This window comes from Microcoleus sp. Pol8_D6 (genome assembly GCF_036700965.1).
GTDB lineage: Bacteria > Cyanobacteriota > Cyanobacteriia > Cyanobacteriales > Microcoleaceae > Microcoleus.
In genome coordinates this window covers 1-14379 of the sequence record NZ_JAUBPW010000001.1, presented here as the reverse complement: position 1 = coordinate 14379, position 14379 = coordinate 1, and the positions used below count along the sequence as shown (strand labels likewise).

Genomic DNA, 14379 nt, shown 5'->3' with positions numbered 1-14379 from the left:
GATTAGCTATCATGCTCCTTGGTATAGATTTAGGAACAGGCTCTGCTAAGGCATTGCTCCTAGCGATAGACGGAACCACTATAGGTGAAGCATCAACATCCTATCCTGTTCATGCACCCCAACCTGGATGGGCTGAGTCGGAGCCAGAAGATTGGTGGTTAGCTGTTGCCTCGGCTGTTAGGAAGGCAGTGGGAAATCACGCTGACCAAGTACAGGCGATCGCACTTTCAGGACAAATGCACGGTGTTGTCCTAGCTTCGAAGTCGGGTCAGCCCCTGCGCCCTGCTATCCTCTGGGCAGATACTCGCTCTAGTGCCACGCTTAACACTTATCATTCGCTCGATGCCGCTATTCTAGAGCGCTTGGGCAACCCGATTACCGCTGGAATGGCGGGTCCAACTTTGTTGTGGCTACGAGAACACGAGGCTACTGTCTACACCGAAGCGCGTTGGGCACTTCAGCCAAAAGATTGGCTGCGGTTACGGCTGACTGGAGAAGTTGCAACAGAACCATCTGATGCTAGCGGTACTTTGCTTTACGATGTTGTGTCGGATAACTGGGCTGGGGAAGCAATCGGGGCGCTGAATCTACGCTATAATTGCTTACCAAAAATTATCCCCTCAAGTGCGATCTCCGGCTACCTAACAACTATTGCTTTTGAGCATCTCGGCTTACCTGTTGGCTTACCCGTTATCGCTGGTGCTGCGGATACCGCCGCGGCGGCGCTTGGTAACGGACTACTAGAGCCTGGTTTGGTTCAACTAACGATCGGCACAGGCGCTCAAATCATTACACCTCGATCGCAACCAATTATCGATCGTCAGGGTCGCACACATCTCTATCGATCGGCCCTACCTAACCAGTGGTACAGCCTTGCTGCAATGCAAAATGCGGGGTTAGCGCTTGAGTGGGTGCGAGGTATCCTCGGCTTGAGTTGGCAAGAAGTCTATACTAAAGCGTTTTCTGTTCCCCCAGGATGTGAAGGATTGACATTTTTGCCGTACCTCACGGGTGAGCGAACTCCACACATTGACCCCTATGTACGCGGCGCATGGGTGGGGCTTGGACTTCATCACACACAGGCGCACCTGATGAGGGCAGCTTTAGAGGGAGTTGCTTTTGCCTTACGACAAGGTTTTGAGGCCCTTGAAGCAACAGGTTTTAAAGCGACAGAACTGCGTTTAGCAGGCGGTGGAACAGCAGAAATGCCATGGAAACAATTACTGACCGATGTATTGAGAATACCCCTCTATTCAACTACAGTTGCTGCGGCTTCTGGACGTGGTGCTGCTCTACTGGCGGGTATCGGAATTGGCGTATACGCAGATGCTAATGACACCATCAAACTGGCAACCACACCAATGCTTGTTGCCACTCCCCAATCAGTTAATCCAATCCTAGAAGAGGCTTGGTTTCGATATCAATCTCTTTATCCACGGCTTAAAAAAATGTGATATGAGTTATGTCTAAAGGAGGAGGTACTAGAACCTATCCACAAATTACTCTTAAGCTAATACTGTTTAAAATCAGTCAAATAAAATAACTAATTTTACTACAAGAAGAGGTAGATATTACATGAATATATTAGCCGGAATTAAGCTACCAAAATCAGCCGATACCTCGGATGTATATATACGGTGTAATAAATCTGCATCTATAAACTACCAGGAAGATGACAAAAAAGTTGTTTTATCTCAGGGTGGTGTTGTCTCCTCAAATTCTTACTTTAATTCGTTTTACGAGAGATATTATACTCAATATACAACTCTTAGGTCTATCTACTATGTGCTGAAACTTGAAGGCGATTTTAAAGTTTCTGTTTACCGAGAATTTGATGGACAAAAAAACAAAGAAATAATTTCTGAAGAGAGCTTTGAGAAATGTCAATTCTCTGACCCGGTAAAAATCTCACCAATAAATCTCCTTCAAGGCAAAAAAGCGGGGAGAATATATTTTGAAATAACTTGTTCTAGTGAGCATGGCGAATTTAAAGGGGCATGGATAGCAACTGATGAAAGTAAAACTAGAGAAGTATCATTGGGGATTGTAATTTGCACATTTAAAAAAGAGGACTTCATACAAAATACATTAAATGCAATTTTTCAAGATGAATTGCTAGAAACCAAGGCCTTTAAAGTATTCGTTGTTGATAATGGTAGAACTTTAGATGAAGCTGATTTCCGAAAGCCAAAACTGAGGCTAGTTCCTAATATAAATGCGGGTGGAAGCGGTGGCTTTACCAGAGGGTTGGTCGAAGCTTTAGAGGAAAAAAAATATTCTCATTTTTTGCTTATGGATGATGATATAGAGTTAGAAAGTGAATGTATTTATAAATTATTTCCTTTGTATGAATACGCCAATTCGGATTTTGCTGTAGCGGGTGGACTGCTAAATTTACAGAAAAAGCATATGTTGTATGAAGCAGGAGCATCGTACAACGCCTATTCTAAAACTAGAGGATTTGGGCCTGGGGCATTAATTGCTTTAAATTATAATATCGATTTACGAGATTCTAATTCTCTCAACAGGTTGCTCAAGGAAGAAGATGTAGACTATGGCGGATTTTGGTTTTTCTCTTTTTCTAAGGAACTTGTTGAACAAACTAAATTACCGCTGCCTTTATTTATCAAAATAGATGATGTAGAGTTTGGTTTAAGAATAAAAGAGTTGGGCAATAACATTGTAGCTTTTCCATCAATGGCGGTGTGGCATCAACCAGCGGCGGCAAAGAATGTAAATTGGGAAAATTATTATTATATCCGCAATGATTTAATAGCTTATTCCATCCATTATTCTCCAGAATATATGGCTGCAGTTGAGCATTTGACAAAAGTAATACTTCAGGCTTTAGCAAAATTTGATTATAATCATGTAGAGATGGTTGTAAAAGCTTTTGAAGACTATCTAAAAGGCCCAGATTTTATCAAAAACACTGACCCAGAAACCTTTCACATGAGCCTTGTAAAGCTTAGTAAAAGCTATAATAACCAAAATGAGGTAGATAAATTAGCTGGTACTAACCTTTTGACTAGGTGGTTTAAAGTTGCTGCTGAAGGTATTAATGAATGGTCATCCGTAAGTGAAAAATGGAAAAGTGCTTCCAAGGAGATGACATCTACTATATTTTGGCAGCAATACCTTGGGATCAAGAAATAAAATTGCCCGCTTCCAGTGGTTGATGGTTGACAGCTTAGGCCGCCAGCAACTCAACGATTCACAACGAAAGCGCCTTGGGATTAATTGTGGTAGTTGACACTCCGCCGTCACAGCGTAGGGCTGTTTCGGGGCAACTACGGGGGGTTTGCCCTAGGGAAAATCAGGCTTTTGTAGGGGCGGTGCCAAGACTGCCCGCCCTCACCCACAGATGATGTCATGGGCATTTCAGGCATCGGGGCAACCACGGGAGGTTTCCCCCTACAAGAAAATGAAACCGCCCTGCCACATTAGGGCATTCCCACTTTCTGATATGCAGTGAAAGCCAATTGACAGCAGATTGCCAGTTTAGAGACGGCAATAGCAGCATTTAGAAAACCAGTTTTTTAGATGTTGAGGATTAATTAAATAAGCGTGCCAAGTGCTACCCGGATTTGGTACTAGATGGAAGCAACTTGAGTTAAATGATGACACAATCTTCGCCCAAAACAGCTTGACTGACCTGTGGTTCCTGCTCTACTGGGTCGCTGTAATGAGTCTCAATGTGTTGGATGAAACTTTCCCGATAAGCTTTGAGATGCAAGTTAAGTGCTTCGACATCCTGCTCTCCTGTCGCGAAACTCCTCTCTCTTCTGAAGTGACCGGATTCCTTAACAAAAGCCATGTCAACTTGCCACAAAGCCTTATCAATGGGCCGATATGACAAATCAACTATATCGTAAGCTGCAAATCCTTGAGACTTCATAAAACTCATTACCTCATACATCTGACCAAACAAAGTAACTTCTACAATTACATATTCAGTCTGCTGCAAAATCTCAGTTGCTCCCGCTAAAACATTTAATTCCTGTCCGTCTACATCAACTTTAATTAAATACGGGCCTGGCAAATTTCTTTCCCTGCATATTCCATCCAGCGTAATTGCTGGTATTTTTCTCAAATAAGGATCGCTGCTGTCAGTAACGCAATTTTCAGACAGTGAAGAATGCACCATACCGGGACTGACGTTGAGGGTGAAAACTCCCGATTGTTTGCTCGCGGCTGCAATAATGTATTCTGCACTTTTGAGCTTGCGGCAAATTTTGGCTAGATAAGGTTCATTTTCGGCGATGGGCTCAATTAGCAAATGTCGCGCATCGGGGAAAGTTTCGTAAAGGTTAAAAGTTCCCAATGCCGCACCGACATCAATCACAGTTCTTGGTTGAAAACCTAACTTTTTAGCCAGCAGCAAGCTGCCTGACATCGAGTTTCTGAGAGGTTCTGTTTGTTGGTTCACAATTTTTTCCAGATTTTAATGTGGATATAATTAATATTATGTCTGGCACCAGAGTTATTGTATGTCCGAATAATCAAACGAAGCAATCGCAAACCTCGGCTATTGCTTCCCTTCGGATCGCAATGACAGAAATAGGTTTCAACTGAGATGTGGCACTATTCTCAATCAGTTTTTTAGGAACAGGCTTTCCGGCCTGTTCCACGAGTGAATTTTCTTGTGGAACAGGCCGGAAAGCTTGTTCTTGAGAATGGTGCAAGATGTAAGTTTCAACCCAACCTGCTATTATTTCGCGGATTTCTGCGCTTTGTTTTCCGGTTCTACAGATTGCAAAGCTTCGTCGAGAATTGCCCGTGCTTCTTCGGCTTTACTTCTAGCTTCTCGATAGCGGACATTAGCTTGAGCGAAGTTTTTGAGAACTTTGAAACCATCTTTCAAACGACCAATTTCCTCGGCAGTCACAGCCTCATCTGTAAACAAAATGTCGATCGCCGCCCGGATTTTGAGTGCTTCTTCGCGGGATTCCATGACTTTCAATTTGAGACTTGCCAAATTGCTCAAAATCTGGACGGCTTCAGTAATCGCATCCTCGCCGTCAGACGCAGCATCTTCGATATCTTTAACTTCAACAAACTGCTTGGGCCCAAATCCCTCCACGAGTTCCGTAGGCAGCTTGCCCTCATCCATGAGATCCATCAGCCGATCCATCGCTTCTTCCCGGGCTTTGGCTGAATCTTTCCCCTTGACAGTTAAAATAATTTCGGGGCTTTGAGGAAGTGTATAGCGAACCATATTTTGACAGCCTGTGCGCGAAAACAATTGAATGATATTTTATCTTTATTTGATCGCCAGTTGCAGCTATCGATCCGCTCCATTACCAACCGCTTGCCCAAACTTGGCACATATACACTCAAAAGGAACCCTCGACAATGAAAGATAAATTTCTTAACTTTCTCAACTTGATTTTAGTAGCTGATGTGTTTTTCGTCTTTGCCATTTTTGGGTGGTTTGTGATCGCAGTAGCAGGTCGATCGACCGGGGTGAATCTCGGTTTTGATTTGTGGTACAGTCTCTGGCAGCCCGTATTTAATCCCGCCCTCGGAATTCTTATGGGCGGTGCTATTCTCAGCGGTATAATTAACCAAGTTTCTAAACGCCTCAATCCCAAGTAAAATTGATGTTTTGTTGGAGACGGTGATTGGCGATGCTACTTAGTTGCCGATCGAACTTGTGGGATGCGTCAGAGATGAGGCACTCCATTCGGTCGATGAAGCTGGAAAATACATAAGTAGTCAAAAGCGAGTGAAAAGCTCCCTGAATGAGCGATCTCTTAGGAAAGCCATCACAAAAGTTATGATAGCTTTACATTCTGTTACAGAGTAAAGTTTATTTTCGCCTACATATTTACGTCGAAAATCAGGATTGGACGATCGGGATCTAAAAATATCAACTCATGTTCTGAAGAACAAAAGTCGGGCCTTAATTATGGGAGAACAAAAATGTATCGGTATCCTCACTAGCGGGGGTGACTGTGCAGGCTTAAACGCAGTTATTCGAGCCGTTGTCTACCGCGCAACGGGAACTTACAATTGGAAAGTCATGGGGATTCGTCAAGCCACCAACGGATTGATGAGTCGTCCCCCTCAAGCAATTCCGTTGGATATTGAGAAAGTAGACTCGTGGCTCACCATTGGCGGTACGATGCTAGGCACAACAAATAAGGGCAATCCTTTTGCTTTCCCGATGCCGGATGGGACTATACGCGATCGTGCTGAGGACATTATTGAAGGCTATCACCAATTAGGTTTGGATGCCTTAATTGGCATTGGTGGCGATGGCAGTCTTGCCATTCTCAGGAAGATTGCTCAACAAGGTAATTTGAATTTAGTTGCTATTCCTAAAACTATTGATAATGATGTTGGCATTACCGAGCGTTCCATCGGTTTTGATACTGCTGTCAATATTGCCACTGAAGCACTCGATCGCTTGCATTTTACTGCGGCCAGTCACAGTCGCGTCATGATTGTTGAAGTCATGGGACGCGACGCTGGACATATTGCAATTAGTGCCGGAATTTCAGGGGGAGCTGATATAATTCTGATTCCAGAAATCCCTTACACAATTTCCAAAATCTGTGCCCAAATCCAAGAACGCCAAGAGCGGGGAAAAAACTACTGTTTAATTATAGTAGCGGAGGCGGTTCGCACTGAAGAAGGCGAGTTAGTAATGCACACAAATCGCTTAGGTCAAAGTCGATTAGGCGGAATTGGTCAGTATTTAGCCGATACAATTTCTGACTGCAGCGGTGCAGAAACTCGCGTCACTGTTTTAGGACATATTCAACGCGGAGGAACTCCTTCATCGCTAGAAAGATTAATTGCTTCTGCTTTTGGCATCGCAGCAGTTGACTTAATTGCCGAAGAGAAATACGACTGCATGGTATCTTGGCAAAAGCGGGAAGTTGTGAGCGTTCCTCTGGAAGATGCGATCGCCAAATACAGACCTGTAGACTTCGATGGTACTCTGGTTAAAACGGCCCGCGGTTTGGGAATTTGTCTGGGAGATTAAACAATTACCCGTCCGATTTCTCAAAGGTTTAGTTGGGGACGCACTCAGAACCACGAAACAGGGTTAACCGAGACTGAGGGTTTTAAGCCAGTGTATTGTGGTTAAAAAAACCAAGGTGCTCACCAGCCGTGCTTCCAGGACTAATATTAACCTGGAAGTAGTGGCGTTTAAACTATGATTAGTGTACCTTGCAATCAGTTCCGAGCGAGTATCGACATCGAGTGCGATCACGCTCGGAACTACAAAATACCGCAACAAGTGGAAAGGTGAGAAATTGACACCATTTACTGCACAAATTAGAGTACGCCATTACGAAATGGACGCCCTCGGTCATGTCAATAATGCTGTCTACCAGCATTATTTAGAACACGCTGCGATCGAACATTTAGAACACTTGGGATTTACACTCGATCGCTACCGGGAACTGGGCGGCGTCTTTGTAATGCGGCGGATAGAGATTGACTATTTGCGATCTGCCGCTGCAGGCGATCGACTGGAGATATCAACTTGGATCGAACAAATGCGCGGCCCGCGAGCTGTTCGCCGCTACGAAATTCGCTTAGCTGGAAGTGACGAAATCTTGTTAAAAGCCGAGGCGCTTTGGGTTTGGGTTGAAGTTACCACCATGCGACCGCGAGCAATTCCCAAACAAATAATTGATATTTTTGAATCACAATCTCAAGCATTACCAACCTAGAGAAAAAATCAACTATTATATTTGTAAAATCATGTAAAAATCTATTGGTTTGTAGTGAGGACTTCAGTCCCCTATTCCCCCTTTGTAGAAGTGCAAAAAGTTGATTTTTGCCGGGGCCGCAAATCCCGATCGCAAAAAGTCGGCTCGCCCGCCTGCCAGTTTGGATGCCACAGAGGTACGATGGAATAGAGGGAGGGAGGCCAAGCCCGGTAAGGTTAAGCTTGGCGACAATACCCACAGGAAGGGAAAAATGACACTTAACTTGCGGCGACCGATTTTGATAGGCGGAATAGGACTTTCAGCAGCGCTGTGGCTGCTGGAAACTCTACAGCATTCGGGTTCAGAAATGGGCGAAACGGCACTCATCGGCTTGGCTGCTGCCGGTGCGGGGTATTGGTGGTGGAAGCAACAATCCCCCAAACTCGAACTCGCACTCCCGGAACCCCTGGCGAACCGGGAAGCAGCCGAAAAAGCGATCGCGGCTTCAGAAACCGCAATTAAATTGCTGGCTTCAGAAGCTCAAAACTCCGCCGATCCTGCTAATCTAACAGCAAAGCTCGATCGCCTCAGAAGCGAATTAGACAGAGAAGATTTGCGGATTACCGTCACGGGCGGCAAAGCTGTCGGTAAAACAGCCTTAATTCAAGTTTTAAATTCTAATTGGGCATCTCAACACCCGCAAAAGCTTAGTTTACAAGAAACAGCAGCGCTGTTTGCTAATACAAATGCCGATGCCCAAATCGGCGGTGATTTAGTGCTGTTTGTGACAGCGGGCGACATCACAGATTCCGAATTTAAAACATTATCTCAGCTAGCTTCTGCAGGTCAGCGCGTGCTGCTAGTCTGGAACAAACAAGACCAATATTTGCCAGAACAGCAGTCGCAGGTTTTGAACTCTTTGCAGCAGAAAATGCAAGGAATATTGGGTACAGAAGAGATAATTGCGATCGCAGCTTCTCCCAATTCTATTAAAGTGCGCCGACACCAAGCGGACGGCACAGTTCAAGAACGCATCGAAAAGCAAGTCTCTCAACTCGACCCGCTGACGGAAAGATTGACTAAAATATTAACTGAAGAACGGCAACAGTTGGTCTGGGCGAGTGCAGTGCGCGAGGCTGCAAGTATCAAGTTAGAGGCAAAAACCTTATTAAATGGAGTCAGGCGCGATCGGGCACTTCCCATTATCGAACAATATCAGTACATCGCCGCCGCCGCCGTCTTTACTAACCCGGTTCCCGCTTTAGACTTGCTAGCAACAACCGCCATCAGCACCCAACTCGTCATCGACCTCGGTGCCATCTACCAGCAACAGTTTTCCTTAGACCAAGCCAAGACAGTAGCGGGTACTTTAGCTAATCAAATGTTCAAATTGGGATTAGTAGAACTGTCTACCCAAACTATTACTGGACTGCTGAAAAGCAATGCCGTTACCTATGTAGCAGGAGGCGCGGTGCAGGGAATTAGTGCAGCATATTTTACCAGAATAGCAGGACTGAGTTTAATTGAATATTTCCAAAGTCAAGAACTGGAAAATGCTCCAAAAGGCATTTTCAATCTCGAACAGTTGACTAAAACTTTGCAAGCAGTATTTACGCAAAATCAGCAAGTTTCCTTCTTGCAATCTTTCGTCAACCAAGTGGCGAGTCGCCTTTCATCTCAGGTATCTGGGCCCGAAACCGTTAAGTCGGCGGCCAATTAAGTAAAATAAAGGAACAGGCCGAAAAGCCTGTTCCACAAGACAGTTTTTCTGTTGTGGAACAGGCCTCTTGCTTGTTCCCTAGCAGAAGCAGGCAACCAGTTAATATTTTCCTTCTTCCTTCTGCCTTCTGTTATATAATCAAATAAAGTTTGCACGATGATACAAACTCAACCCAAAATACTAAACTTTGAAGAATTTCTAGAAGACAAAGCCGAGAACAGATGCTACGAACTTCACGACGGGGTAATGGTTGAAATGCAGCCAACAGGAGAACACGAAGATATCACAGCATACCTTGTTCAAGAATTTACGCTGCTCTACACCCAACTGCAACTTCCATACCGCATTCCCTCGAAAGCGCTAGTTAAGCCCCCAGCTAAAGATACAGGATATATTCCTGATGTTTTGCTATTAAACCGTCAGGCTTTAGCGTCGGAACCCTTATGGTTGAAGTCAGCAACACTCACCCAAGGAACATCTATCCCGCTACTTGTTGAAGTTGTCAGTACCAACTGGCGCGACGATTATCTCAAAAAGTTAGCAGATTACGAATTGATGGGAATCCTCGAATATTGGATTGCGGATTATGCTGCATTGGGCGGAATACGTCATATTGGCGACCCCAAAGAACCCACGCTTTCGGTTTGTCAGCTCGTGGACGGAGAGTATAGGATTAGACAGTTCAGAGGGAGCGATCGTATTATTTCACCTACATTTCCCAATATGGAGCTGAACGTCGATCAAATTTTCCGAGGCGGAGCCTAGTGTTAGGGAAAAGAACAGGCAAGATGGCTGTTCCACAAAAATTTTTTGTTATTGTGGAACGGGCGGGATATCCCCTTCAATATTTTTTGGAAAACTCAAAACTAAAAAATTATAAATTTATGAAAAATTGTATTAAAATAAGAAATAGGATTTATAATTCGACGATCAATTATACCTGCTTAAAAAAGCCGATCGCCAATGGCTGACAATTCCCTTCAAGAAAATCGCTTATCTCTTGCCCGCGCCAGTTTGCGCGAAGCCCTGGCGCGCTATTCCCACCTGCGCCAAGGGAAAAAAAACTCGAATAATACAGAATTAGAAGCGGCGCTGCAATATCAGCTAGATATCTTAACTTCCACCTCAGAAAAACTAGACCACAACATAATCCGCATTGCTACTTTCGGCCTAGTCAGCCGCGGCAAGTCAGCCGTATTAAACGCGCTTTTAGGTCACAAAATTCTGCAAACAGGCCCTCTCAACGGCGTGACTCAGTGGCCGCGTTCCGTGCGCTGGAGTGTGCCTTTATCCTTTCTTGACAGCGAGGAATCCCCCCAACCCCCTGTTGGCAAGGGAGGGAAAGGAGGGGTGCAAGTAGAATTAATCGATACTCCCGGACTTGATGAAGTTGGCGGCGAAGTGCGCGGCGAAATGGCGAAACAAGTAACTCGCCAAGCTGACTTAATTTTGTTTGTCGTTGCAGGGGATATCACCCGAACTGAATATCAAGCACTGTGCGAATTGCAAACAGCTCAAAAACCAGTAATTTTAGTTTTTAATAAAATTGACCTTTATCCAGAATTAGACAGAAAAGCTATTTACCAAAGTTTGCAAGCGCTGGGAAATTCAGAAGAGTTAGCAGCGGCTGCGGTAACAGAGCAAACAGATAGCGAAAATTTGTCCGATCGCCCAAACAACTCCTCCGATAAATCTACCGCAAAATCACCGCCTAAAATTGCCAAATCATTAGAAATAGTCATGGTAGCGGCCGAACCCGCGCCGGTGCAAGTCCGAGTGGAATGGTCCGACGGAAGAGTAACTAACGAATGGGAGTCGCCACCCCCGCAGATAGACGAACTCAAACATAAAATTCTCACAATTCTTAACAGAGAAGGTAGATCACTCCTCGCTCTCAATGCGTTAGTTGAAGCTAGAGATGCCGAAGCCAATATTGCCCGTCACGTTCTCAAATTGCGGCAAACAGAAGCCGAAGATTTAATCTGGCAATTTGCAAAATATAAAGCTTTAGCTGTCGGTTTAAATCCAGTGGCATTCTTGGATGTAATGGGAGCAAGTGTCGCAGATTTAGCCTTAATTCGCTCTTTATCCAGACTTTACGGCTTACCCATGACTGGTTACGAAGCCGGGAAACTTTGGCAGACTATTTTCTCCAGTGCTGGCGGCGTACTTTTGGGAGAATTGGGTAGCAGTTTTCTGTTGGGATTTGGCAAAAGTGCGGCGGCTGCGGCCCCGCACATCGGCTTTTCTACTTTTGCCGGAGTCGCTGTAACTCAAGCTAGTTTAGCAGCTTATGGAACCTACGCTGTCGGTCGCGCCGCCCAAGTTTATTTAGAAAAAGGCTGCACCTGGGGTCCCCTGGGACAAGATACGGTAATTCAAGAAATTCTCGCTACCATCGAGCGTAATACAATTATCGATCGCTTGCAGCAAGAGTTTAAAATTGGCAATTAAAAATTGCCCTAGTAGTTGAGTAAGGTACCTCAGCAGATGGTTATTTGCGAATAATCGAAGAGCTAGGATCTGACGCACCCTACTGCTTTTATTCTTATACTATTATCAAAAAAAAATGCAACTGTAGCTAAGCTCCCAACCACGATGTTCATCAGTGATTCCCAATTATTTAATCGAAAATCGAAAATCGTATTACCGTCTCGCGATTCTCACACCTTCCCTAAAATGCGCGATCGTCGCAATTACCGCTATAGAAAAGTAAAATATTCTAATCAGCCAAAAACAAACCCGCATTGACCAAGAAACAATAGTCGGAGCAATACCAGTGAACTGTACAAATCTGGAATTAACTTTTTTTTCAAAACTGTCAAGGTCTTTCATCTCCGATTGTTTCGTAGGAATAACGGGAAACTGACCAGTATATACGTAATAACCGATAAAACCAGGCAATCCTACTTTTCTATTCAAAAATGAGTTAGTTAAGGTTTCAGTTTGCGGAGGCGATAATTTATCCGATTCTTCCACTTTTTCCAGCCAAGAATTATATCGAATGGCTGGCGTAATCATGAAAACTAAGGGAACTATAAGTATCAACACAGCAGCACTAATTTTGCGACCGTATTGAGGGTGTAGAAGCCTGGTCGCCACACCCACTCCCATACCGATAAAAGCAAATACCAATATATTTAACAGTTCAATAATTTCGATACCCCTCAACAAATCGCCGATAATCAGGATGGTATATAATAATTTGTCGGCTAGTAGCAGAGCTGCCCACTTGATGAGAATTGAAACGCCTATAATAGTAGCTAAAATCGCCACATACCCGATGGCACCTAGAACGTACAGGAAAATCGAACCGGCTTGTTTGAATGATTGCATGGAATTATTCACTCTTGTGAAAGTTGAGGAGTCTGATTGACAAAAATTTAAAAATTTTAGAGCAATCTGGAGTTCCAAATTTGACTTTTAAAATTGATTAGCTTGACCTCTTGAAATCAATCTAAAATCTACAATCTACAATCGATCGACAAGTTCCCGCGCCGCCGCTTTGGTGACTTGTGCGATCCGTTCCTTCACAACATCCTCTTCGATCGCCCTCGGCTCTGTTTCTTGTTCGCGATCGATCCCCAACCATAAAAGATACTCGATATTACCTGCCGGGCCAAGTAAAGGCGACCACGTTAAGCCAAGTTCCTGCCATCCTAAAGCTGTGGCTGCCTTCCACACTTGAAAAATCGCATCAGCTTGAGTTGCTGAGTCTCGCACTACGCCTTTTTTCCCGACTCTCTCGCGCCCTACCTCAAACTGCGGCTTTACCAGCAACACCGCTTCTCGCGGTGGTACCAACAATTCCCACAGCGCGGGTAAAATCTTATCCAGGGAAATAAACGACACATCTACTACCGCCAAATCTGCTCGCTCAGAGTCGCCGTAAAGCTCAGCAGCAGTCATGTACCGCAAATTGGTGCGTTCTTTCAAAATTACCCTCGGATCATTCCTCAAGCCCCAATCTGCTTGACCGTAGCCAACATCTATGCCGTAGACTAAAGCGGCGCCAGCTTGCAGCAGACAATCGGTAAAACCGCCTGTGGAAATGCCGCCGTCGAGACAAATTCTGCCTGCAACGGGAATCGCAAAAACTTCTAAAGCTTTGGCTAATTTGTCGCCGCCTCTAGAAACATAGCGCGATCGCTCTTTAATCTGAATTTTTGCTGAAATATCGACCTCAGTGCCCGGTTTGTCAACTACCTGTTGGTTGATAGAGACTTTCCCAGTCCGAATCAAGGCCTGAGCTTGCTGTCTGGAACTGCATAAATCTAGGCTGACCAATAATGTGTCTAGTCGCTGTTTAGCCAAGGTTTTTAATCTGTACGGATAGGGTGAAGAACAGTACCAGATTAGCACTTACGCACAAGCCCGACTGCTAATTTTTGCCGATTATTTTGGTTTTGAGATCATCACGGGGCGATCGCCCCCAGCTTACATGATGTGACTGAGATCGCTCTGAGTGTGTAGTTTTATCACAGATAAACATTCATAGAATCACACAATAATTTTTGTTACTAGCGGATGATTTATATGCAGCTAAAAGCGCTACAAATACCATCAGGGCGATCGACCATGAAAACAATTAACTTTCCTATCAGAAATCCTGGCAATTGTCAAGAAAATCCCCTCGCATTCGTCAGCGGTGACATCATCCACATTCTTTACCCCAATGGCGAAGTAGAAGCAACAACCGTCGCACAAGTGGATCTGGGTCAAACTAAAAATCCCCTGGACAAATGCCTCGTCTGGGGATGTGTTGACGATTTTTAGCGCCAGTTTCAAACAAGAATGCAATTGTAGGGAAGCTCTAAACCCTTAATTCATCAGTCATTCCCAATTATTTAAATTTTTAATCTATTATTTTTAATACCAATTCTCCAAAATTATGCTACAGTATTTAGTGCCGATAGAATATAATCCCATCCCGTGATAGATGCGATTGTTTCACTTGAAAATTCTTCAAGAAAAGTGCGAACTTTTTCT

13 protein-coding genes are annotated in these 14379 nt (G+C 44.3%); 9 read left to right on the top strand and 4 right to left on the bottom strand.

The features are described from left to right. Window positions 1-11: 11 nt before the first annotated feature. On the top strand, window positions 12-1454 hold the full coding sequence (xylB, locus tag QUA10_RS00065) for a xylulokinase (protein WP_333080544.1): 1443 nt from the start codon (window positions 12-14) through the stop codon (window positions 1452-1454). 121 nt (window positions 1455-1575) lie between these two features. Continuing rightward, window positions 1576-3156: a glycosyltransferase gene (locus QUA10_RS00060; RefSeq protein WP_333080543.1), complete on the top strand. Its 1581-nt coding sequence runs from the start codon at window positions 1576-1578 to the stop codon at window positions 3154-3156. Window positions 3157-3613: 457 nt separating this feature from the next. Here QUA10_RS00060 and QUA10_RS00055 read toward each other — a convergent pair whose 3' ends face one another. Further along, a complete protein-coding gene (locus QUA10_RS00055) occupies window positions 3614-4429 on the bottom strand; it encodes an FkbM family methyltransferase (RefSeq protein ID WP_333080542.1) in 816 nt (271 codons plus the stop codon). A gap of 282 nt (window positions 4430-4711) precedes the next feature. After that, window positions 4712-5218, bottom strand: coding sequence for a hypothetical protein (locus QUA10_RS00050; RefSeq protein WP_333048859.1), 507 nt, complete (start codon window positions 5216-5218; stop codon window positions 4712-4714). Between the two features lie 137 nt (window positions 5219-5355). On the opposite strand from QUA10_RS00050, the gene QUA10_RS00045 reads away from it, so the two are divergent. The 6 genes from QUA10_RS00045 (at window position 5356) to QUA10_RS00020 (ending at window position 11844) form a co-directional block, all read left to right on the top strand. Beyond that, window positions 5356-5598, top strand: a complete 243-nt coding sequence (locus QUA10_RS00045) for a hypothetical protein (protein ID WP_333052315.1) — start codon at window positions 5356-5358, stop codon at window positions 5596-5598. Between the two features lie 313 nt (window positions 5599-5911). Next, entirely contained in the window at window positions 5912-6994 is a 1083-nt protein-coding gene (locus tag QUA10_RS00040) for an ATP-dependent 6-phosphofructokinase (RefSeq protein WP_333080541.1), read from the top strand. Window positions 6995-7175: 181 nt separating this feature from the next. Beyond that, window positions 7176-7691, top strand: a complete 516-nt coding sequence (locus QUA10_RS00035; RefSeq protein WP_333080539.1) for a thioesterase family protein — start codon at window positions 7176-7178, stop codon at window positions 7689-7691. Between the two features lie 250 nt (window positions 7692-7941). After that, on the top strand, window positions 7942-9390 hold the full coding sequence (locus QUA10_RS00030; RefSeq protein WP_333080537.1) for a slr1306 family protein: 1449 nt from the start codon (window positions 7942-7944) through the stop codon (window positions 9388-9390). Between the two features lie 156 nt (window positions 9391-9546). Continuing rightward, entirely contained in the window at window positions 9547-10155 is a 609-nt protein-coding gene (locus QUA10_RS00025; protein WP_333080535.1) for a Uma2 family endonuclease, read from the top strand. Window positions 10156-10353: 198 nt separating this feature from the next. Then, a complete protein-coding gene (locus QUA10_RS00020; RefSeq protein WP_333080534.1) occupies window positions 10354-11844 on the top strand; it encodes a DUF697 domain-containing protein in 1491 nt (496 codons plus the stop codon). A 192-nt stretch (window positions 11845-12036) separates the two neighbouring features. Here QUA10_RS00020 and QUA10_RS00015 read toward each other — a convergent pair whose 3' ends face one another. After that, window positions 12037-12726, bottom strand: a complete 690-nt coding sequence (locus QUA10_RS00015; protein ID WP_333080532.1) for a hypothetical protein — start codon at window positions 12724-12726, stop codon at window positions 12037-12039. Between the two features lie 135 nt (window positions 12727-12861). Continuing rightward, window positions 12862-13704, bottom strand: coding sequence for a TlyA family RNA methyltransferase (locus QUA10_RS00010; RefSeq protein WP_333080531.1), 843 nt, complete (start codon window positions 13702-13704; stop codon window positions 12862-12864). Window positions 13705-13926: 222 nt separating this feature from the next. On the opposite strand from QUA10_RS00010, the gene QUA10_RS00005 reads away from it, so the two are divergent. Next, on the top strand, window positions 13927-14166 hold the full coding sequence (locus QUA10_RS00005) for a hypothetical protein (protein ID WP_333080529.1): 240 nt from the start codon (window positions 13927-13929) through the stop codon (window positions 14164-14166). The last annotated feature ends 213 nt before the right edge of the window (window positions 14167-14379 follow it).

Excerpts from the sequence above, each read along its gene's own strand:
- QUA10_RS00030 (WP_333080537.1), top strand. The coding sequence starts at position 7,942 with ATGACACTTAACTTGCGGCGACCGATTTTGATAGGCGGAATAGGACTT.
- QUA10_RS00060 (WP_333080543.1), top strand. The coding sequence starts at position 1,576 with ATGAATATATTAGCCGGAATTAAGCTACCAAAATCAGCCGATACCTCG.
- QUA10_RS00005 (WP_333080529.1), top strand. The coding sequence starts at position 13,927 with ATGCAGCTAAAAGCGCTACAAATACCATCAGGGCGATCGACCATGAAA.
- QUA10_RS00045 (WP_333052315.1), top strand. The coding sequence starts at position 5,356 with ATGAAAGATAAATTTCTTAACTTTCTCAACTTGATTTTAGTAGCTGAT.
- QUA10_RS00040 (WP_333080541.1), top strand. The coding sequence starts at position 5,912 with ATGGGAGAACAAAAATGTATCGGTATCCTCACTAGCGGGGGTGACTGT.
- QUA10_RS00015 (WP_333080532.1), bottom strand. The coding sequence starts at position 12,726 with ATGCAATCATTCAAACAAGCCGGTTCGATTTTCCTGTACGTTCTAGGT.
- QUA10_RS00020 (WP_333080534.1), top strand. The coding sequence starts at position 10,354 with ATGGCTGACAATTCCCTTCAAGAAAATCGCTTATCTCTTGCCCGCGCC.
- QUA10_RS00025 (WP_333080535.1), top strand. The coding sequence starts at position 9,547 with ATGATACAAACTCAACCCAAAATACTAAACTTTGAAGAATTTCTAGAA.
- xylB (WP_333080544.1), top strand. The coding sequence starts at position 12 with ATGCTCCTTGGTATAGATTTAGGAACAGGCTCTGCTAAGGCATTGCTC.
- QUA10_RS00050 (WP_333048859.1), bottom strand. The coding sequence starts at position 5,218 with ATGGTTCGCTATACACTTCCTCAAAGCCCCGAAATTATTTTAACTGTC.